20 protein-coding genes and 1 pseudogene are annotated in these 20,955 nt (G+C 41.6%); 12 read left to right on the top strand and 9 right to left on the bottom strand.

The genetic code is table 11. From position 1 onward, the window contains the following. Both WIW89_RS01310 and WIW89_RS01305 read left to right on the top strand, forming a co-directional pair. Positions 1-409 (top strand): annotated as a pseudogene (locus tag WIW89_RS01310) (IS6 family transposase); the annotation flags it as partial. A gap of 128 nt (positions 410-537) precedes the next feature. After that, a complete protein-coding gene (locus tag WIW89_RS01305; RefSeq protein WP_337719470.1) occupies positions 538-684 on the top strand; it encodes a hypothetical protein in 147 nt (48 codons plus the stop codon). Positions 685-738: 54 nt separating this feature from the next. Here WIW89_RS01305 and WIW89_RS01300 read toward each other — a convergent pair whose 3' ends face one another. The 5 genes from WIW89_RS01300 to WIW89_RS01280 all read right to left on the bottom strand — a co-directional run bounded on the left by WIW89_RS01300 (position 739) and on the right by WIW89_RS01280 (position 6,253). Further along, entirely contained in the window at positions 739-1,896 is a 1,158-nt protein-coding gene (locus WIW89_RS01300; protein WP_337701116.1) for a DNA topoisomerase IV subunit A, read from the bottom strand. Further along, entirely contained in the window at positions 1,893-3,488 is a 1,596-nt protein-coding gene (locus WIW89_RS01295; protein WP_337719469.1) for a DNA topoisomerase VI subunit B, read from the bottom strand. Before WIW89_RS01295 ends, WIW89_RS01300 begins: the two co-directional genes overlap by 4 nt. A gap of 42 nt (positions 3,489-3,530) precedes the next feature. Next, positions 3,531-4,466 carry a deoxyhypusine synthase gene (locus tag WIW89_RS01290; protein ID WP_337701121.1) on the bottom strand — a complete coding sequence of 312 codons (936 nt, stop codon included), beginning with the start codon at positions 4,464-4,466 and terminating at the stop codon, positions 3,531-3,533. Continuing rightward, positions 4,463-5,914 (bottom strand): RtcB family protein, encoded by a 1,452-nt coding sequence (locus WIW89_RS01285; RefSeq protein ID WP_337719468.1) that lies wholly within the window; start codon positions 5,912-5,914, stop codon positions 4,463-4,465. Before WIW89_RS01285 ends, WIW89_RS01290 begins: the two co-directional genes overlap by 4 nt. A 99-nt stretch (positions 5,915-6,013) precedes the next feature. Further along, positions 6,014-6,253: a hypothetical protein gene (locus tag WIW89_RS01280; RefSeq protein ID WP_337719467.1), complete on the bottom strand. Its 240-nt coding sequence runs from the start codon at positions 6,251-6,253 to the stop codon at positions 6,014-6,016. A 69-nt stretch (positions 6,254-6,322) separates the two neighbouring features. On the opposite strand from WIW89_RS01280, the gene WIW89_RS01275 reads away from it, so the two are divergent. Together WIW89_RS01275 and WIW89_RS01270 are read left to right on the top strand one after the other, a co-directional pair. Next, positions 6,323-9,127, top strand: a complete 2,805-nt coding sequence (locus tag WIW89_RS01275; RefSeq protein ID WP_337719466.1) for a DEAD/DEAH box helicase — start codon at positions 6,323-6,325, stop codon at positions 9,125-9,127. A 109-nt stretch (positions 9,128-9,236) separates the two neighbouring features. Further along, positions 9,237-9,509 carry a DNA-binding protein gene (locus tag WIW89_RS01270; RefSeq protein WP_156005867.1) on the top strand — a complete coding sequence of 91 codons (273 nt, stop codon included), beginning with the start codon at positions 9,237-9,239 and terminating at the stop codon, positions 9,507-9,509. Here the strand turns inward: WIW89_RS01270 and rgy are convergent. Next, positions 9,474-12,935, bottom strand: coding sequence for a reverse gyrase (rgy, locus tag WIW89_RS01265; protein ID WP_337719465.1), 3,462 nt, complete (start codon positions 12,933-12,935; stop codon positions 9,474-9,476). The genes WIW89_RS01270 and rgy overlap by 36 nt on opposite strands. Before the next feature lie 153 nt (positions 12,936-13,088). Between rgy and albA the strand changes: the two genes are divergently transcribed. Together albA and WIW89_RS01255 are read left to right on the top strand one after the other, a co-directional pair. Further along, complete coding sequence (gene albA, locus WIW89_RS01260) at positions 13,089-13,382, top strand: DNA-binding protein Alba (RefSeq protein WP_156005863.1); 294 nt, start codon at positions 13,089-13,091, stop codon at positions 13,380-13,382. 81 nt (positions 13,383-13,463) lie between these two features. After that, positions 13,464-13,790 (top strand): hypothetical protein, encoded by a 327-nt coding sequence (locus tag WIW89_RS01255; protein WP_337701131.1) that lies wholly within the window; start codon positions 13,464-13,466, stop codon positions 13,788-13,790. On the opposite strand, the gene WIW89_RS01250 is transcribed toward WIW89_RS01255, so the two are convergent. Next, the gene (locus tag WIW89_RS01250) at positions 13,765-14,040 is read right to left on the bottom strand and encodes a hypothetical protein (protein ID WP_337719464.1); all 276 of its coding nucleotides are present in this window, start codon (positions 14,038-14,040) and stop codon (positions 13,765-13,767) included. The two genes, WIW89_RS01255 and WIW89_RS01250, sit on opposite strands and share 26 nt — an antisense overlap. A gap of 113 nt (positions 14,041-14,153) precedes the next feature. Here WIW89_RS01250 and WIW89_RS01245 point away from each other — a divergent pair, with 113 nt between their 5' ends. Then, positions 14,154-14,642: a hypothetical protein gene (locus WIW89_RS01245; protein WP_337719463.1), complete on the top strand. Its 489-nt coding sequence runs from the start codon at positions 14,154-14,156 to the stop codon at positions 14,640-14,642. Here WIW89_RS01245 and WIW89_RS01240 read toward each other — a convergent pair. Next, the gene (locus tag WIW89_RS01240) at positions 14,609-16,231 is read right to left on the bottom strand and encodes a DEAD/DEAH box helicase (protein ID WP_337719462.1); all 1,623 of its coding nucleotides are present in this window, start codon (positions 16,229-16,231) and stop codon (positions 14,609-14,611) included. The two genes, WIW89_RS01245 and WIW89_RS01240, sit on opposite strands and share 34 nt — an antisense overlap. After that, on the bottom strand, positions 16,191-16,568 hold the full coding sequence (locus tag WIW89_RS01235) for a hypothetical protein (protein WP_337701139.1): 378 nt from the start codon (positions 16,566-16,568) through the stop codon (positions 16,191-16,193). Before WIW89_RS01235 ends, WIW89_RS01240 begins: the two co-directional genes overlap by 41 nt. Before the next feature lie 36 nt (positions 16,569-16,604). Here WIW89_RS01235 and cutA point away from each other — a divergent pair, with 36 nt between their 5' ends. The 5 genes from cutA to WIW89_RS01210 are packed head-to-tail and all read left to right on the top strand — an operon-like array spanning position 16,605 to position 20,369. Continuing rightward, positions 16,605-16,928 (top strand): divalent-cation tolerance protein CutA, encoded by a 324-nt coding sequence (cutA, locus tag WIW89_RS01230; RefSeq protein ID WP_337701140.1) that lies wholly within the window; start codon positions 16,605-16,607, stop codon positions 16,926-16,928. After that, entirely contained in the window at positions 16,918-17,205 is a 288-nt protein-coding gene (gene gatC, locus WIW89_RS01225) for an Asp-tRNA(Asn) amidotransferase subunit GatC (protein ID WP_337719461.1), read from the top strand. Before cutA ends, gatC begins: the two co-directional genes overlap by 11 nt. Beyond that, positions 17,198-18,598, top strand: a complete 1,401-nt coding sequence (gene gatA / locus WIW89_RS01220; RefSeq protein WP_443294798.1) for an Asp-tRNA(Asn)/Glu-tRNA(Gln) amidotransferase subunit GatA — start codon at positions 17,198-17,200, stop codon at positions 18,596-18,598. Before gatC ends, gatA begins: the two co-directional genes overlap by 8 nt. A gap of 31 nt (positions 18,599-18,629) precedes the next feature. After that, a complete protein-coding gene (gene twy1 / locus WIW89_RS01215) occupies positions 18,630-19,712 on the top strand; it encodes a 4-demethylwyosine synthase TYW1 (protein WP_337701146.1) in 1,083 nt (360 codons plus the stop codon). A 60-nt stretch (positions 19,713-19,772) separates the two neighbouring features. Next, positions 19,773-20,369, top strand: a complete 597-nt coding sequence (locus WIW89_RS01210; RefSeq protein WP_443296279.1) for a DUF120 domain-containing protein — start codon at positions 19,773-19,775, stop codon at positions 20,367-20,369. The last annotated feature ends 586 nt before the right edge of the window (positions 20,370-20,955 follow it).

Below are 20,955 nucleotides of genomic sequence, written 5' to 3'. Positions count from 1 at the left end.
TGAAAACTAAGGGAATACCCTTCTTCATGGTTACTAGCGTTAGGAGTGGAGTACATGTCTTGGTAGTTCTTGCGAACATGAGTAGGGCTGAGGAAATAGCAATGAGGGTGTTTAGGAGAAGGATTGATAAGGTAATTTACTTACACGATGGGGCAACAGCATACAACGCCTTCACATGGTTAAACGTAGAACACGAGAAGGTAACGTTCAACGAGAGGGATTACGCAGAACAAGGGTTCAGAAGCCTAAAACACTTGCATCAATGGACTTCCACTTCCCTTGGAATAGTAACAAGTTCACAATAACTAGGTGGTTATCAACATTCTTCCTAATATATAACATCCTTTACACCCCAACATACTTGTTAGATAAGGGGGTGATAATAGATGTAAATATTTCAAATGAATGAAATTGTTGTCCACACTCTTGTCACGAAGTTTAGAAGATTTAAGCTCCGAGCTTTGGCCCTTCATCATATTTCAGCCAGTCTAACCTCTTCACAGCAACTTATTTTTACCTTCGATCATATATAAGGGTATGCCGTGGAAAGTAAGGTGCAGAAACTGTAAGACAGAATGGGTAATAAACATCAGTTTCGACATAAGCAAACAACCGGCGATCTACCAATATTGTAAAGTATGTAGAAGAAACACTTTTAATGACATCTTGGAATACATTGAATAAGGGATGAAGAGCCCAATAAAGTTGACCGGTGATATAACCTGTCTCGGCTGACTTCTAACTTACGAAATCTCCGCTCTTAATCTTTTCTGGAATATACTGGAATGCTAAGAATTTTAATCCCTTACTAGCCATAGCCTCGATCTCCAACTTAGATTTCTTATCCAAGAAGATCTCTATCTCGTGTTGCCACCCTTTCGTCTTAAACCAATCGTAGTTCTTTATTTCAAGAGCCCTCTTTACGTCCGCTTCCTTAGCCTTGATGATATAATTCCTCCTCTCCTGCTCTGAAAGGTAGGGCTTCTTATTCTTGTCTCCGAAAATATCCGTCATCGAGACTCCCAAAAACTTAGCATTAGGGGTAGCTAACCTCTCGCTTTCATAGGATAGTTGGATCGAACCTATCCTGAATACACTATAGATATACCATCCGTAGGGGTCTGCATCAGTTAAAATATAAACGGGGAGTTTGAGTTCCTCATTTAACCTCCTCACGAACCTCCTAGTAGCTCTATCAGGCTGACCGGCACTAGTTATCAAAATAGCCTTATACTGCCTCCAAAAACCAGCTCTGTGAAGTTGCTGAAATACAGCGTCCTTCTCCACGACTAAAACGAACTCAGCGTTCACGTTCACGAAGTCAATTAAATCAGGAGTAGGTTCTATCGCATATGCACCGTGACCCATCTTACTCAAGTCTATAACGTCGTTACCACTTCTAATCTGCATATCCCCTACCACTTTTCCCTTCTCTTTGCTTAGAATTAACATGTCCTCCCTCAAGAGATTGGTGAAGACTTCTATATCTACGATCACACTGTCAGACTCTTTTTGTTCATCCCAAGTGTTCTCCTCATAAGTTTTGTTAGTTCCTTTAAGTATTATAGAGTGCTTACCTCTATAGTACAGATCACGTATTGTCGGATACTCATCGTTGACTAACGCATCGTATATAATACTCGCCATCAGAGTAGTTTGCATAAATCGCTTTGCCTCATTAAGGTCTAGGAAGTTTCTCCTTAACTTTTCCTTTCCTAAGATCAACAAACCTCTTTTCTCGTCGTATATAGTGTTAGACAAAGTCCTCTTGGGGATTTCCATTACGGGTGGTTCTCTCTTATTAATTTGTTCTATCACTTTAAGAAAAGTGTCTCGTAAAATTTTAGAAGCCTTCTTCCTAGCCTCGCGGTCGACCTTTGAAGTAAGTTCTGTCATAACTCCTCAACCTTATAGTTTTTAATTTCCTCTACTAATTGTTTATCCTCAATTTCAAGTTTCTTTAGCACGAGATTGAGCAACTGTTCTCTAATTGAATTCTGAACCTCTGGGACTTTTTCCTTCTCTCCTGCAACAAATATCGCCAGGCTCCTGCTCACTTCAGGAATATATTTAAGGTATGTAATAAGCTTCTTTTTAGCCTCTTCCTCCTTTTTCTTTTCACTAATATAAGCCTTTAACTGTCTCGCGACATCCATTAATGCAAGCTTAATCTCCTTTTCAATTTCCTCGACGTCTGCAATACTTTCCTTGCCAGCACTCTTATACGGGACTTTAGTACTACACAAGTGAACCATGACAACTAAAGGTGGCTGTTCTTCCTCTATACCGTACCTTTTCCAGTCCATCTCCTCACTTACTACCTTCCAGATCACGTCAGACTTCTCGTCATATATTAAAGGGATCTTATTCGCATACCTTAACACTACGGGTTCAGGAGATGGCGGTATTGCTCCGCCATAAGCAATTCCAGCCTCAACAATAAACGGATGCCCTTGATATGCTTTCGGTTTCCTAGTTATAGCAGCTACAAACTCAGGGTTAAAGATCTTCTTAAGGCTTAATTCAATTATGTCAGAACCTATTACTGAAAGCGCTTCTGCTGAAGGCGGTCTGAAGTCCTCAAACTTCTTCATCACTTCTACTAGCCTAGAGATCTCTTCGTCAGTGAGGTCAGTGACCTTCTTGTTCTTGTTTATATTTACTAACTCTAGAATCTTATCAGCAGTTACATCACCGATGCTCTGGAACTCATTAATCAGGAAATCCCTAACCGGTACTGGCTTATTCAACTTATTTATAAGGTATTTAATCAACTCTATATCTACACCGTAGGGGTGTGGTTTCACTTCCTCTGGTGGTTTAGGTAATTTCTCGGTTAGCCTTTGATAATACACTACATTACCATCAGGGTCTCTAAACGTAATCTCTGCATAGGGTGCTACAACATAAGTTTTCTTAATGTATTCATATACTCTCGACTTAGCCCTCTGCCAATCTGCAACCAAGTATAACGTCACAGAGGTTCCGTGCCACCCCTTATCGTTGGAAACTGAATATTTTTCAAGTACTACTGGTTCGTTTTTAGTTACGTCTATCTTCAGTTTAAAGTAGTAAATCCTTTTTGAATTTAAAGGAGAAGTATAAACCTCAACTGGTTTATCCTGATACATCTGGCTGTAGAGTACAGCCGCCTTGACACCCAGCCCGTACATTCCTCTGGTCTGTCTTAAAACGTACTTCGAACTGTAAAGTACTCTGCCGAAAGCATTAGGTACAACATGAGGAGGTATACCTATACCGTTGTCCTCTACGTTTACCTTGTAGACCTGCTTATCCGGATTTACTAAGTCTATCAAAATTTTGATTGAAGGCAAAATACCATGGACGTCAGTGGCATCTAACGCATTTTCTACCAACTCTCTTATAGTTTGATATAAGGCACGGGCTGGGTTGCTGAATCCAGCTAACTCTGGATTTCTCTTGAAGAACTCTGCAGGTGAAATACTTGTATATTTCTCGGAAGACATGAGCACCACGCGGTATAAACTGTATTTTTAATTATAGTATGATTACATTAATAAGGATGCTGACAAGATCGGAAGAATTACAGTAGCGTCTCCGTATATAACTACGTTTTCACTAACCGGCTTAATCTTATTCCAAGATATTGCTTCCCTGGGTTTAGCTCCGCTAAGACTCCCATCATATTCCTGAGCTGTAGTTACGTAAACAGTGTAATCGAGACCGTCTTTAAACTGATTCCACCAGATGGTATGGTGTTTACTGATCCCTCCACCAATTATTAAGGCTCCTGACTTCTTGCACGAAAAAATAAGGTCTTTGACCATCTTCATATCTTCAAATAAGTTAATCCTCAGCCCGTTAAATTGGGAAAATATAAAGAGATTCGTTCCGAAGGATCCGTCAACTACACCGGGTACTATAATCGGTACTTTCTTTTCATAAGCTGCTCTTAATATAGAGTTCTTATCGTCTATCCTCTTACCAAACTCCCATAATAATTCATAAACAGGCCACTCTTTCTTTATCCTTACCAGTTCTTCAATATTTTTCCTGACTACTTCCTCGATTACCTTACCGTAACTTTCAAACGGGACTAGCACGTTTCCAAGCCTATGTATTTCTAACTCCCGTAACATTGTGTCATCATATTCGAACAATCCCTTGTAGTATTTACCGCCGTTGCCTCTGGCTATATCGTGATCAATAGTCCCTCCAGTAGTTATTACAACGTTAAAATACCCTTTCCTTATGAGATCAGCAAAGAGTCCTCTTAGTCCAGTTGAGACTAAATTAGCGGTAAAGGAAAGAAAACGGAGGTCCGCATCTTTCATCATGTCTTTTAAGATCCTAGACCCCCTTACTATGGCTTCCGCCGAAAAACCATATATTTTATCCAATACTGGTAAAATCTTTTCTACTCCTCTAAGATCCTCTAGTGTTATATCCTCTATAGGTTCCTTAAGTAAATCTGCTCTTTTCATCCCTTGGTCACACCTATTGGTCTTAATCTAGCAACCAACTTAGCTATCTTAACCTCATGTGCAACTTTTGCCACTCTGTCTACATCCTTATAAGCACCGGGAGCCTCCTCAGCAACTACTCTCTTCGTAGCTGCCCTTATTACAATTCCCTTTTGCTCTAAGTTTTGTACTACGTTATTAACCGGGTAGCTTCTCACCGCTGCTTCTCTCGACATCCAACGTCCAGCACCATGAGGAGCCGTAAACCAAGTCCTTCTTCCCTCAGGTATACCAGCCATGACATAGCTGGCCGTACCCATGCTTCCGGGGATCAGGACAATCTGGCCTGTACTTCTGTGGTCAGGGGGAATCTCATGACTCCCCGGAGGAAAAGCCCTAGTAGCTCCTTTTCTGTGGACTAATACTTTCTTCCTTTTTCCTTCAATATCGTATTCCTCAATTTTAGCTATGTTATGTGCTACGTCGTAAATTATGTTTAAGTCCAATTTCTCCGGATCTACTTTGAAAACCCTCCCGAAGCTCTCCCTAACCCAGTGGGCTATCATTTGTCTGTTAGTCCACGCAAAGTTCGCCGCTGAGACCATAGCATGGAAATAGTCCTGAGCTTCTCTAGTGTTGAAAGGTATAGCTGCAAGTTCTCTATCTGGGACTTGAATGTTATACTTCTTCATAGCCCTCTCCATAACCTGCAAGTAGTCGCTTGCTACTTGATGTCCTAATCCTCTAGATCCCGTGTGAACCATCACTGTTACTTGTCCTTCATGGGTAATTCCTATCGCTTTCGCTACTTCTGGGTCGTATATCTTGTCTACTACTTGTATCTCCAAGAAGTGATTTCCAGCTCCCAAAGTACCTAACTGAGTGTGACCCCTCTGCTTAGCAATAGGGCTTACCTTCGACGGATCAGCTAAATCCCAACTACCATGTTGCTCTATGTGTTCCATATCTCTGTCCCAACCGTAACCGTTATCTACAGCCCACCTAACGCCTTCAGCCAATACGTTGTCTAACTGTTGTAAAGTTAACTTAACCTTTCCTTCACTTCCGACTCCGCTAGGCACATTTCTGTAGATTTCCTCGACCAAATCCTTGAGCTTGTCCTTTACGTCTTTATAGTCTAAGTTTGTCCTTAATAATCTGACTCCGCAATTAATATCGTAACCTATTCCGCCCGGTGAAACAACTCCTCCTTCGTCTATAGCTGTAGCAGCGATTCCACCTATCGGGAATCCATAACCCTGATGTCCGTCCGGTAATACGTAAACGGATTCTTGTACTCCGGGTAAACATGCAACGTTCATCGCTTGTTTCAACGTTAAGTCCTGTTTCATTTTCTCAATTAACACATCGTCAGCAAACACTGTTACGGGTACTTTCATACACTCTTGGGTTCCCTTTTCAATCCTCCACTCGTAAGTGTTAACCCTCTTGGGTTGAATGCCCGGCATTCCGATATGAAAATTATTTTAAACTTTAATAAAGCTGATTTAAATTGTGAAGAGTATAGCGGACACTGAAATAAACATGATGAGGGCTGAGTAACGGATTCATATAACTTTCTTTGCAGCTTGCCTCTTTTTTTCGTTAATTTCCTCGTACTTCTTTCTTAACTCTTTAAAAATCCCTGAAATCTCGTCCACATCAACATTATAAACCGCTTCCTTTAGAAACGTATAAGCACAAGCCTTGCTGTGAAAATAGTAATCCTCTCCCTTCATTGTTAATTTAATCCCTTGGCCTTCAGGGAATTTTCTCCCGCATACAATACACTCTAATTTTGCTTTCATACAACAAACGGAGAATTTAAATTTTTAAAAATAGCGGTGTATTGTGCATTAAAATAACGGTGATTATTAGTGCATAAATTACACTGTAAACTGCAGTCGCTCATTAAGGAAAAAGGATGGGACGACCTCACTACCGTTCAGAAGGAGACCTTTACCCCAATTATCGAGGGTAAAAACGTACTTGTTGTAGCCCCTACTGGTTACGGTAAGACCGAGGCCGCTTTGTTACCTATATTTAACATAATGCTACGTAACGAGACCAAGCCCGTAGCCGTACTGTACATAACACCGCTAAAAGCCCTCATAAACGATATAACTTTGAGAATCGAATGGTGGACTTCAAAACTCGGTTTTTCGGTAAGCAGAAAACACGGTGAAGTACCCCAAAAGGAAAAAAGCCTGAGGCTGAAGAAAGTACCCCACATACTCGTCACAACCCCTGAAGGGTTGGAAATCGATTTAGACTGGGCGAGTAAATTCAGAGAAAATTACAGAAATATAAAGTGGATAATAATTGATGAAGTTCACGAGTTAGTAAACTCTAAAAGAGGGGCACAATTATCTGTATTACTTGAAAGATTAAAGAACTTTACAAATTACGATTTCCAGAGAATAGGTCTTTCCGCTACAATAGGTAACGAACAGAAGGTAGCCAATCTCATTTTTGGTTCTTCAAATAGGGAAAGTAAAATAGTAAAAGTCGAAGGAGCGAGAGACTTTGAAGTAAAAATACTAAAAGTAAATCAAAAAGAAGGAGAAGACCTTTGGGGCTCTACCGCGAAACTGGTAAACCAACTGGTAGAAAGACCTACATTACTTTTCACTAATTCAAGATTTAGTACAGAGAGATTGTATGAAGAACTAGAAAGGAGTAAACTGAAAAATATCTTTATCCATCACTCCTCAATATCTAAAGAAGAGAAAATAAGGGTAGAGAACAACCTCAGGGAAGGAAAGGCTGACGTTGTTATTTGTACAAGAACACTAGAACTTGGAATACATATAGGAGACATTAAGAAAGTAATAATGTATAGACCACCTCCCACAGTTTCTTCATTCCTCCAGAGGCTCGGAAGAAGCGGGCACACTATAAACAGAGTCTCTAAAGGTGAAATCGTATGCCTATACGATTACGACATCTTAGAAGCAATATCCTTATATGAGCTCGCTAAAGCGGGGATAGTAGAACCGCCAAAATCCATGCCTTACATGGACGTCGTGGCAAGGGAAATAATAGGTATAACCCTTCAATACGGCGAAATAGATGTTGAAAAACTCTATAACCTAATAACAAAATCCTCCTATTATAAAGGACTTAAATTCGATAAGTTCTTATCGCTAGTAGAGTACATGATACAAAACGGATTGTTAAAGAAGGAGAACGATAAGGTGAAAATCGGCAAAACCTTCTTCAAGATCTGGAGGTTTGATAAAGACAACAAAATAACGTGGATGAAGGACTTTTCCGAATTCTTCTCCTTTATAAGTACCGACGAAACCTTCAACTTACGTTACGAAAACAAAACAATCGGCGAAATAGACGCGGTATACGTCTACAAACACTTGAGAAATAACGACATTATTAGGATAAGTGGAAAACTGTGGAGGATTGTAAATATAGACATCAATAAAATGCAAATTAACGTAGCCCCTGCTACAAGTGGTAACGGAGAAATCCCAATATGGAAAGGAGAAAACATATCAAAGTCCAGTCTAATAACAAAGCAAATCGAGAAAGTCTTACACAATATCGACGACTACTTATACGGTGAGGATAGTCTTATAGATGAAGAGTCGAAGAACGCTTTGAATAAATTAGTGGAATTCTATCGTATTCATCAACTGCCTCTGCCCAATACAAGGACGATCTACATAGAAAACGAAAACGATGAGATTGTTTATGCAACCCTTATTAACGAGAAGATAGCAAATACACTATCTCACGCCCTATTGTATTTAGCCACTAAAAAGTACTCACTTAATGTCTCTGCAAGGTCTTCAATTTACGGCTTTTCAATAAAGGGAGTAGACAAGGATCTGTTACAAGACCTCATAAACCTAGACGAAAAGCAGCTAAAATCCCTGCTTATAAAATCCGTAAAAAGATCTCCTCTCTTCTTTGCCACACTTAAGGAAATACAATACAGTTTCGGTAAGATAAATAAAGTAAGCAGCAAAGATAAGATAATATTAGAAGAAGCCCTAAAACAGACCGTTAACAAATACTTCAGCATTAAGGGAACTATAAAATACGTAAAGATGATCAAGGAAGGAAAAATAAGGATCATAAACATCAACGGGTTCTCCCCGTTAGGTAAAGCCGTACTGAGCCACTCTCCTATAAAACCGTGGATCTCTGACATCTCAATCCGTATTTACCAAGCCCTCAAAGGCGGAGCCTACACTGTAGAGGAACTGTCAGATATGTTAGGAATATCGAAGAAGACATTAGAATTAAGGCTGAAGAAGATGAGGAAGCCCAGTTCTAAGTACAGGACTTGCAACTTCATAGACGTGGACACCCATGAGACTAGATGGGCGTTATTAGAGGACTTAAAGGAGATAGCCGAATCCGATGATTACTATAATTCCTTCAACCCCATTAACCTCGACGAGTCCTATGTGATGGTAATGAGGGCATACCAGTCAGAAGGAGCTACTGAATCAGTATTCAGGGTAAAGGATCTTGTCAAAAACCCAGAGGAGTTCCTAAAAAGGATACCGTATGACGAAATATTAGAACTGAAATTAAAAGACCCGAACGATTCTCTAGTAGCTTCGATATCTCCTAAGTACTATTTTGTTAAAAAGAGCATAGCCAGATTTTTAGTTTTGAACGCCATAAGTTATATTCAGAACCTAAAGTTCGGATGATGAAGCCCTTCGATAAAGAACGGTGATTCTGGCCCGTGTTACTGATAAAGCACGTAAGTTTCAAAGCACAGATTTATTTTTTCAAACGTTATCAACTATCCGATCCTAGATGAGTGAGAAAAAGTCAAACGAAATTGTGGTTGGAAGGACAAAAAGTGTAGAAGACTATGTGTTAGATATAATAAGCCTCTTTAACCAAGGCTCCCAAGAAGTGGAAATAAAAGGGAACGGCTTTGAGATAAACAAAGTAGTTGACATATACAACCAACTCGTGGACAGACTTAAAGAGGGAGTAAAACTCGAGAAAGTAGACATAGGAAGCGAGGTAAAAGACAAGAGGAGGGTGTCATACCTTCTCCTCAAGCTCAGAAGAGTTTATTAAGGGTCTTACAGCACTGCTGACCTCAGCGAACAAGTCCCTAACAAACACGTCAAGCTTTAACGACCCCTTAGAGATCTTGTCTATTGTATCCAACAACAATCTAGTTCTGTTTTCGCTTACGAAGTCCGAAAAGTTATTACTTAACACCTCATAAGCCTTCATACCTCTTTTAGAAGCTAACAGAAAATACCTCTTTTTAGTCTCTACAACATAACCGTGTCTAACTAGAGAAGATACGGTCTTTGCGTAAGTACTCGGTCTACCTATGTTCTTCTCCTTCATGATCTTTATCACATCTGCATATCCCAACAGAGTTACCGATGAACCCTTCTTGATCTCACTCACTACTTTACTCTCGTCCAGCACAAAGACCCTTAAAGGATAAATTTGAGAGAAACCACCTTCGACCTTTATCGGTACCTCTACCAATTCCTCAACCCCTTCCTTCAACACTATCTTGACCTTTGCATAAGTTACCCTAGTACTTTTCATTTGACTCGCAATAAACCTCCTGAAGATCAGGTCATAAACCTTAAAGTGAGCCCAAGTAAACTTTACGTAATACTTAAACGGGTTTTCCTCAATATCCCTCTGCAAATCGTTTAAATCCATGGGGTTTGTAGGTCTGATACCCTCATGTGTACCGCTCTCTCCCCAACTCCTTCCTTGGAACTCACTTTCCAATTTCACCTTACTTAAGTACTCCTTAGCAATACCGATACCTAAAGGTGAGATGTGACTACTATCCGTCCTGTGGTAAGTGATCAAACCACTTTCGAACAATTCCTGAGCGATCCTCATAGTGACAGGGGCACTTAACCCAAGCCTATTATAAGCGTCTATGAGGAGGGAATCAGTAGTGTACGGCGGTAAAGGCGTTACCTCTTCCACTCGCTCCCCTAGTTTGTAGACTTTAACGTTTAAACTCTTAACGAATTCATCAGCTTCAGCTTTACTCTTGAATATTCTCTTAACGCTATAGTTACCGATCTTTACGTACACTACCCAACCCATGTTTCTCTTATACTCCTCAGTCCTCTGGACGATCCACCCTAAGACTGGTCCCTGAACCCTACCGCTCCCGTTGTTCTGATCTCCGATTACAGACTTTAATACACTGCTCAACTCAAACCCTATCCATCTGTCCTCAATCCTCCTTGCTATTTGTGAATCAACGGCGTTATAATTAAACCCTGACTTATTCCTTATTGCTTCCAGAATGGCACTCTTAGTTATCTCATGGTACGATACCCTATACACATTCTTGTTGTACGGACTGATCAAGGCGTATAAGTCAAAGGCTATCTTCTCCCCTTCTTGGTCGGGGTCTGTAGCAATATAAACTTCATCCACGTCAGAGCTCAATAACCTAATTGCGTTAATGATCCTTTCTGAAGAAAACAGTAATGAGGAACCGCAATACGGGCACGTATCTGCCCTTCTTGTGACAGTCTTCTGGCAATTGTAACACTTGTATATAGGAGAATAGTTTACCCTTATCCCGTCTTCCAGTTCAACTCCATGGTATCCTATACTCTCAGTAGTCAAATCGGTTACATGTCCTTTAGATGCTACAACATTGGATACTATTACATTATTACCGTCTATAATTATAGTCTCGTAAACTGGAACTCCGTAAAGTTCCCTCCTTACACCTCTACTGAAAATTCTGGAGATGGTTTTTGCTTTAGTCGGCGACTCAACTACGATTAACGCGGTCTTTAGGTTAAGGCTTCTAGACTTTCCCTCCCTACTCTCTCTTATCTCCTTCTTTAAGTCGTCTAAGTCCAGTTCCTCAATACTCTTAAACACAGCTTCCCCTGAGTAACTCCTTACTCTCTTTATCAATAACTCAAAGAGGTCCCTATCGTCCACCATTACCACACTTAGACCCAAGGTAAAACCGTTATTAAGGATCCTACTCGCCCTTCCCGAACCTTGTATGTATGTAATCGCATCGGGGATCAAGATGAAATATTTCCTACCCTCTCTCCTGACTATGAAGTTATCCAGTTTCAACACTTGCAACTTCCTCTCCTTGAGTGAATCCACCACTTCCTCCTTCAACTTCATCAAATAGACGCGTAATTCCTCCAATTTACCGTTCAGGCTCTCGGAGTTCCTCAGGGCAAACTTTAAGGCTTGTACTTCAGACTGTGATAATGTTAGTAACTTCCTCCTGAGTAAACTCACGTCCAGAGACAACCCTTCTGCTACCCTTAGGGTAGTGAATGGATTATTTAGAGATTCCTCTAGAGGCAACTTAGTCTTGGGAACACCGTAAAAGATCACGTATTTCAGCCTCTTAGGCTCGTCCAGACCCCTTACGGCAACACCGTAATAACTCGCCGATCCTACTAAGTAGTCTACCTCTCCCGAGGAGAACTTGTCCATGAACTTTCTTCCCGATATAGCTTGAATAGCCCTAAACCCCTTCCCGTTAAGCTCTTCAACTATTTTCTTAACCTTACTCCTACCATAGTCTTTAGAGACTAAGATCAAAGCCCCTTTATCGTTTATTTTTTCCAATAATCCTACCATATCTAACGAGTTATAGTAAGAGTCTACAATATTCCTACTGTATATCTGGACAGTAGAAGGCTCGAACCCAGCTAAAGTCCTCAACGCTAACTGCTTAGCCCCTTTCGGTCTCAGAGTTGCGCTAGACACTACAAACTGTGACGCGGGTCTCCAAGAATAAACCTCAGCCTCAAGCTCCCTGACCTTCACCATGAGTTCTTTATCCTCTTTCGCTGAGACTATCCTCTTCAGCTTTACCAGTTGCACTGCCTTGTCAAATACTTCAGGAGGTATTTGGAGAATAGTGGCAACCCTCTCGGTAGTCTTCCCGCTTTTCAATATCATATCAGCGTCGTCAACGATGACTACCTTAGGCTTTATCTCAGCGTAAGTCTTAGTGTTTCTATTAACTGAGTAAAAGGTAGTTACGTTAATCTTTCCTTCCTCTGCATCACCGCAGGAGACCTCTGGAGTGATAGCCTTTAACCTCTGACAAATCTGATCCTTAAGGGAGTTTGTAGGCACTATGAATAGAGTGGTTTCCCCTCTATAAACCGAGTAAACCATCAAAGTCGTGGTCTTTCCTATCCCAGTAGGGGCTGAAAGGGAAAAGCTCTCTCCCCTTACCAATTTTCTCAACCAATACTTCTGCAAAGGCCAAGGGTCTTTTCCTACTACTTTCCTGAACAGTTCAGACAACTCTTCTAACATTTCCAAGTTATAATATAGTTCCGCATAGCTCTTCAACGTGCCATTCTTAACTAGCAAGTCGTAGATCGTCTTAACGTCTAATTCCTTCGCGTATCCGGGTAAACAGGACTCGCAAGGTAAGCCCTTTAATAGTCTGTCAACTTCAATCGGGCCATTACAATTGGGGCAACCGAATAAGTACCTAATCTTAACCATGCTAAATGTTGCATTTGTAGAGTATGATTTTATAAAACGTAGAAGTAGGTGATATCGTGGCGTCTAGCTTAAATACTAAGTTTATCCACTTCACTCTCTTAGATAACTTTATTACCTTAGTAAGTATCTGATAATGCGATTCGGGTGATATATGTGAGCACCGCCGCAACTCCAAGTAATGTAGTATTAGTAGGTAAAAAACCTGTAATGAACTACGTATTAGCAGCCCTAACCCTACTAAACCAAGGTGTAAGTGAAATAATAATAAAGGCAAGAGGCAGAGCAATCAGCAAAGCCGTAGACACTGTAGAAATAGTTAGGAATAGATTCTTACCAGACAAAATAGAGGTTAAGGAAATAAGGATCGGTAGCCAGACCGTAACAAGCCAAGACGGTAGGCAGTCCAGAGTTTCAACAATAGAAATAGCTATTAGGAAGAAGGCATAAAGGTAATAAAGCGTTTTTATCCCGCGCTTTTCTTAGACATAATTTTAATTATTACGGCGTAAATAATATCCTTAGAATACTATGAGTTCCTCACAACCATCTTATAAAGTAGAATTTGAAGGCAAAGCAAAAATAGGAGAGATCATGGGAGGCTTTGTACCAATACAGCTTAGACCTGAAGACTTGTCCAGTCCACTCTCATTCCAAATGGCGTTGAGCAGAATATACGAGGAATTAATGAGATCTTTAAACCAAGGACCATCGAAAAAATATGTGGCGGAAGTGAAATTTACAGACTCTTTAGGAAATCCCGTAGTAGTAGGAGTCGATTTCGGTCAAAACATCCCTCCCCTTAGCAACAAAGAAGTTAAAGTCAAGATCACTATCGAATTCTACGACGAAGAGTAGCCCTCCTTCTCAAGTACTTAAAAGATACGTCTAACATGTACTCTTCCCACGGGATAACTCTATACCTTAACTCCCCGGTTTTTACAAGGATCCCAGTCTTGTAAAAATAACGAATAGCGTTAATTGTTACCTTCTTTGAAAAATAAGGAGAAAGGTAATCAATAGCCTCGCCTAAGTTAAACTCATTAACACCGAACTTCTTCTCGAGCAAATAATAAATTACGACCTCCCTCTTCTTCAGCCATCTCATCTTGATCACTCAACAGCCTAGTTACTCATCATAATTCAGACCTTACAAGTCCTTTCATCGAACAATTATTTATAAACACGTAGTTTTAAACTTAACATAACACAATGCCCTACGTGGATAAAAACGATAAAATTTGCAGACCAGGAGAGAAAAGCAAGATAGAAATAGGAGACATTATACTAGTACACCCGGCACTACTAAAGATTAGGGGCTACATAATTGAATTCCCTCCACTCTCTATAATCTCGCCAAGTTGTAAAGAAGAAATAGAATCACCGAACTGGGTAGAAGGGTACACAGTTACAGGAAAAGAAAAGGTATTATTTCTAGAAGGAAAAAAAGAAATAGAAGGGGAAATAGAGGTAAAATGCCCCAGGTTTTTACCCGCGATAACACTTAAACATGCCCTAGGCAAGGTCAAACTCAAAATAAACGATGAAAGATTTGACGGGATCGTACTTGTCGGGATAAACGAGCTACCCATCCTCCTCCTTAAGGCGGGACAAGTCACCGTGACTACAACACAACTGAAAAACTACTTAGAACCTTTAGCCTACTCTGTCTACTATTACATCTCGTCTGAAAATAACGAGTCTTCATAAATTATTTCCTTTCTCTTCACGGCTTGGTACTCCTCAGCTGTACCCTTAGTAACTAATTCGTAAAGCCTCGCTTTCTTCCCGTTGCTAGGTCTTAACAACCTTCCCAACCTCTGTATGAACTGCCTCCTAGAACCAGTCCCCGTCACTATTATTCCCACGTTAGCATCTGGAATATCTAACCCCTCGTCTCCCACAGTAGTCAGTACCAAAACACCGCTCTTTATACCCTTAAAAACTGACAAAACCCTTTCTCTCTCACTCTTACTCATCTTCCCCGTTATGAGGAAAGCTTTGAGTAAGTTAGCGATCTCTTCAGCCTGCTCCACATACTGAGTGAATATCAGGATCTTGTTACCCTTTTCCTTCTCCACTATCTCCTTAACCTTCTCCACTTTTTTCTTAGCCAAGTTAGTCAACTTTTTTAACTCGTTGTACACCTTAATAGCCTCAACAGCGTCCTCCTCACCTTTCTTTACCAGTTCGAGTAATTGTGAGACTTTCCTACCCTTAGCCAAGCTCCTGAACTTGTTCAAGAGCTTATTATATTCTAACTTCTCTTGAGGAGTTAGCTCAACCTTAACTTGAATAATTTCGTAAGGTGCAAGAAAGCCCTTCTGTATCAACTCCTGAGGGGTCTTGAAGTATATTAACCCTCCCATCAGCTTAAACAACTCCTCGTGCTTACCGTCTTCCCTAACCGGGGTCGCTGATAAAGCCAACCTCCTAGAAGCAAAGGAACTCAAGGCAATTACCTTGAACTTATCTGCGGGTAAGTGATGAGCCTCATCTATCACGAGGACTTCGAACTTGTCAGCCAACTCCCCCATATGCCTATAAGCCGTATGGTAAGTGGTAACCGTGATCGGTTTTACGTTCTTTTCCCCAGAATAATACAGACCTACCATTGATTTTTCCACGTCAGTAAACCTAAGGATCGAATCCCTCCACTGCATCATCTGCTCCTTAGTGAAAGTCACAACTAATGCTGACTTTTTAACGTAAGCAATAGCCCCTATCCCGATTACTGTCTTTCCCGCACCGGTAGGTAATGCAATCACACCGCTCCCCTTTTCCAACCAGACGCCAAGTGCCTCCTTTTGGTACTCCCTCAGCTCCCCTCTGAAGTTGATGTTGACGTCTTTGACCTTTAACTCCAGCTCCTTTACCTTAAGCCCGTTCTCCTCAAAACGCGTCTTCAAGAAGTTATAATAGTAAGGGTACGTCTCAAAGACCTTTTCCCCTTTATTGTACTTCAACACACCCTGCTCATAGTAGTCCTTAACTAAGTCCATCAAGTAGACGTGAGGCTTTATTATTACCTTTTCTCCCCTCAAGTAGAACTCGACGTCGTAATTAGGTAACTCCTTCTCCAGTTCCTTCAACACCCCCTCATCAACTTCTACGCCTATATCTTCAAGTAAACTCTTTATATCGTCAAGCTTCAGCCTGTTTTTCTTAGCCCTTTCCGGGTCTATTACGAAGACCGACCCCTTTTCGGGATCCCTGACCACGAAACGTGAGAAGGTCAACAACTTCTTGAAAGTCTCTTCATCTAACCAACGCTGTATGTAAAAAGTCTTCAAGCTCACCTTTGATCACTTCAACGTAAATAACACTTTCAGATCTAACACTATTTATGTATTCCGATAAATTAATTATCTCGTAAATAAAAATGGTATTACCAAACCTGGTGTTGAACACACAACAATAATTTAGGTAATTAGCTTCGATCTTCTCCGGTAAAACCAAATAAACACCCTTTACCTCCCCTTCGTAAGGGTTGACATGTAAAACCAACCCATGACCGTTGGAAAGAGTAAAGCCCAAAAACTCCTTCCCTAGCTCTTCAGCCTCGCTCAATCCCAAAAATAAGCCTTCCTCGAATCCCCTCCAAGGGGCTAACTCAAGAAGCTCCTTAATCCTCACGGACTATTTTTAACTCCCCATGCTTAAATTATCTTCGTGTACTCTCTCCTACTCTCTACTACAAACACAATGGAAAACGCGAAAAAAATAGCTAAAACCTTAGTAGACGAAAGGCTAGCTGCATGCGTGAACATAGTTCCTTACATAAAGTCGTTTTACGTATGGGAAGGGAAGACAGTAGAAGACGATGAGATCCTAGTCATTATCAAGACCACAGCGGAAGCTAAAGAAAAAGTGATAAAAAGGGTAAAAGAACTTCACACGTACCAAGTCCCTGAAGTCATAGCGATCGACTTTAATTCCGGCTTACCTGAATACTTACAATGGTTAACCGAGAGTGTGAAAAAAGATGGAAATTGACGATAAACTCCTCGAAAAATTACAAGCCCTAGCCCTAGTAGAGATAAAAGGTCAAGAAAAAGAAAAAATTAAAAGAGACCTACAGAACATATTAGAGTTCTTCAACAAGATCAATCAATTAGATCTCACAAATGTAGAACCCCTATTCCATCCGCTCTCCTCAGGCAAACTCAGGAAAGACGAGCCAATAGAGCCGTTGAATAGAGAGGAAGCACTACAGAACGTAAAGAGAAAAGAAGATGGATACATAGTAGGTCCCAGAACATACGGTGATTAAAGTGTTCACACCAGACGAGAAAACAGCAGAAGAATATGTAGATAAAACTTACGAAAGGATAGAAAGAGTCGAAGGAAAAGTCAGGGCGTTTATAACGTTAAGGAAAAAAGAAGAAGTACTCAAAGAGGTAAAGGAAGCAATTAACAGAAAACAAGGGAGGTTAAAGGGCGTGTTAATAGCCGTAAAGGACAATATCTCCACTAAGGGGATAAGGACTACTTGTGCATCGAGGATGCTGGAAGACTACGTTCCACCTTTCGACGCTACGGTAATTCAAAAACTCAGGCAAGAAGGTGCTGTGATCTTAGGAAAGACGAACATGGACGAGTTCGCCATGGGCTCGACAACCGAGACCAGTTACTTCGGTCCCACACACAACCCGTGGGATTTGGAAAGGACTCCGGGAGGATCTTCAGGGGGTAGCGGAGCGGCTTTAGCTTCCGGGGTAGTAGACATAGCTCTGGGTAGTGACACGGGTGGATCTATAAGGGCTCCTGCAGCTTTTAACGCAGTCTTCGGTCTAAAACCTTCCTACGGTACCGTGAGTAGATACGGTTTAGTAGCTTACGCCAACAGCCTCGAACAGATAGGTCCGATGGCTAAAAACGCCGAAGACTTAGAACTTCTTTATTCAGTGATCTCAGGAGAGGACTGGAGGGACGCTACCACCATCTCTCAATCTCCTCCTAAAACCGAGGCAGACCTAAGCAAGACCAGGTTCGCGTTGCTCAAGAACATCTTGGACGCCTCCCAGCCAGAGGTACAGTCAGTGTTCAAAAAAGCAATAAACAAGCTCTCCAGTGAAGGGGCTACGATTGAGGAAGTGGAATTAAAGTACTCCGACTACGCCCTTCCTACATACTACATCATAGCCATGTCGGAAGCCAGTTCGAACCTAGCCAGGTTTGACGGTGTGAGATACGGTTACAGTAAGTACTACGAGGGAACTTGGAAGGAGACCTTTGCGAAAAACCGCGGTGACGGCTTCGGGATCGAGGTAAAAAGGAGGATACTCTTGGGTAGCTTCATTCTCAGTGCGGGCTATTATGATCAGTACTACTTAAGGGCACTAAAGGTCAGGAGGTTAATAAAAGACGAAATAGACTTAATACTAAGCAAATACGACGTGATCCTCTCCCCCACAATGCCCGTCCTCCCACCGAAAATAGGGGAAGTCATAGACGATCCAGTGAGGATGTACGCCATGGACTTAAACACGGTGTTAGCTAACTTAGCAGGGATCCCGGCACTCTCCCAACCTGCAGGCTTTTATAACAACCTACCGGTGGGCTTACAAATGATGGGCAAGTACCTATCTGACTACTACCTCATTTCACTCTCAAAGTCCATAGAAAGGGTTCTAGGTTATCACGACCTTACGGCTAACCTTTAAGTTTTTTACCTCACACTCATACTTGAGTCTAATGGAAAGTAAACCCACCTTCAGGATCGATACGCTCAGCGTAATCATGAAAGAACTCGAGAAAGAGAAATACCACATAGTGGGCAGTCACTCCGTTTACAAGAAGTGCCACTGGACTCACGAAGCCCTCACAAGCGGTAGGTACTGTTATAAAGGTAAGTTCTACGGTATTGAAAGTCACAGATGCGTACAGATGTCCCCTTCGGCAGCTTGGTGCTGGTTCAGGTGTGTACACTGCTGGAGGCTCGAGCCAGAAGATATAGGGCTTGAATGGGACGAGACTAAGATACCAATAGAAGACGATCCGGAGATAATAGCCGAAAAGAGTATTGAAGAACATATGAGAGCAGTCTCGGGTTATTTTGGCAGAGAAGGAGTACCTAAAGAAAAGGCTAAAGAAGCAACTATGCCCAAACACGTAGCAATAAGCCTTACCGGCGAACCCACACTCTACAACAGGCTGGGAGAACTTATCAGTGAGTATCATAAGAGGGGGATGACGACGTTCCTTGTCACCAGCGGTGTGAGACCCGACGTCTTGGCCAGCCTCGAAGAAGAGCCCACACAACTCTTCTTATCCTTACAAGCCCCTAACGAGAAAAAACACAAAATAATAAACCGTCCCATAGTAGCAAACTCTTGGAATCTCGTAATGGAGACCTTAAAGATACTACCCAGCTTCAGCTCCCCCACGGTAATCAGGATGACCATGATCAAGGGCTTCAATATGAGTGAAGAAGACGCAAGAGAGTTCGCAAAGCTCATTGAGTTATCCCAACCCACTTACATAGAGGTAAAAGCTTACATGCACGTAGGTCCCTCGACTTACAGGCTGACTAAAGATGCGATGCCCAGACACAGCGAAGTGAGAGAATTCGCAAAAATTTTGTCAAACTACACGGGATATAAACTCTTGTCCGAACACGTGCCCAGCAGGATAGTACTACTCAGCAAATTAGACAGACCCATACAGATCGGGAACGCGTGGAGTGAAAAGTGGGACTGGTCTACAAAAGACGTAGAAGACGATATAAGCGGAGAATATAAGGAAGCTGAACAAGATTGTTCGGAGGGTGTGAGTTGAAAAGAACTTAACATCTCTTGTGAGGTAATCAGGATCCTAAAGGTAGCCTTAAACAATACCATAACGCAACAAGACATAGCCAAGACGCTAGGTGTATCACAACAGACTGTGTCTAGGAAGCTGAAGGAATTAGAGGACAACGGTATAATAACGAGGGTCATATCTAAGGAAGGGGAAACAATAAGGCTTACGGAAGAAGGAGAGAGGGCTTTCAGCCATTGTGTTAAAGACTTAGAGGAGATCCTGAAGATAAGCAGAATCATAAAGATCAAAGCCAAGGTCACTTCAGGGCTCGGTGAAGGCAGATTCTTCTTGTCCCTACCGTACTACGCCGAGTCCTTTAAGAAGTTCCTCGGATTCGAGCCCTACCCCGGGACATTAAACGCTGTAATATATGAGAAGAACTCGATGGAGAACAGAATACTCCTCGACGCAAGTAAGGGTATAGTAATCCCCGAACATAAGGAACCGAATAGAGTTTTAGGCAGCGTAAAAGCGTTTCCGGCTAATGTAAACTCCGTATCGCCTGCTGCTATCGTAATCCCGGCTAGGACAACCCACCCTAAAAGTGTAATTGAAGTGATCTCACCCTACTTCTTAAGGGAGAAATTGGGGCTTAAGGATGGGGACGAGATAGTAATAGAAGTGTTCTTGTGACATAGGCTACCTCGTTTTTTACTTAAAGGGTTAAAAATCCCACGTCTGCCGGTTATAATTGTGCTCACCTCACAGCGTAGCGGGATACACGGTGGCGGTTTATGCGGGTTAAGTACTTCGTATAGCGATAGGTTTAACCTCAATAAGGGCTTAAAAAGAGTAGTCTAAAACTCTTCCTTATCGTAGGTCGATCGTGTATACCTGCACACATGTATGCATTGTGTACTTCTTGGGAGATTTGGTCGTAGTGATGCGTTACTGTTGATCCCGTTTACTGTGTCTTGTGCAATATTTCCAGTTTTTTGAATTCCGCACCCGAACCAGAATAAAGTTTCAATTAATAATAAACTGGGATTAAGGGCTGAAAGTCTCACCTTTTATGGCAGACCACTAGAATGAGGCAAAAACAGACGGCGGAGTTAAGCAAATACTGCCCGAAAAGACGAAAAGGCTAGGGAGAAGATCAACAGAGCGAGAGGTTATAAAGCTTTAAGTTACGTAGGGAAATTCTTCTTAGAAGTCATAAAACCCCTATGAAGACATAGACGAACAAGTTAAAGCTTCAGTCCAATGTGCATGTGGAAAA

The organism is Stygiolobus sp. CP850M (assembly GCF_037389425.1).
GTDB lineage: Archaea > Thermoproteota > Thermoprotei_A > Sulfolobales > Sulfolobaceae > Stygiolobus.
The sequence above is the reverse complement of the archived record's forward strand: the minus strand, read 5'-3'. Positions and strand labels throughout refer to the sequence as shown.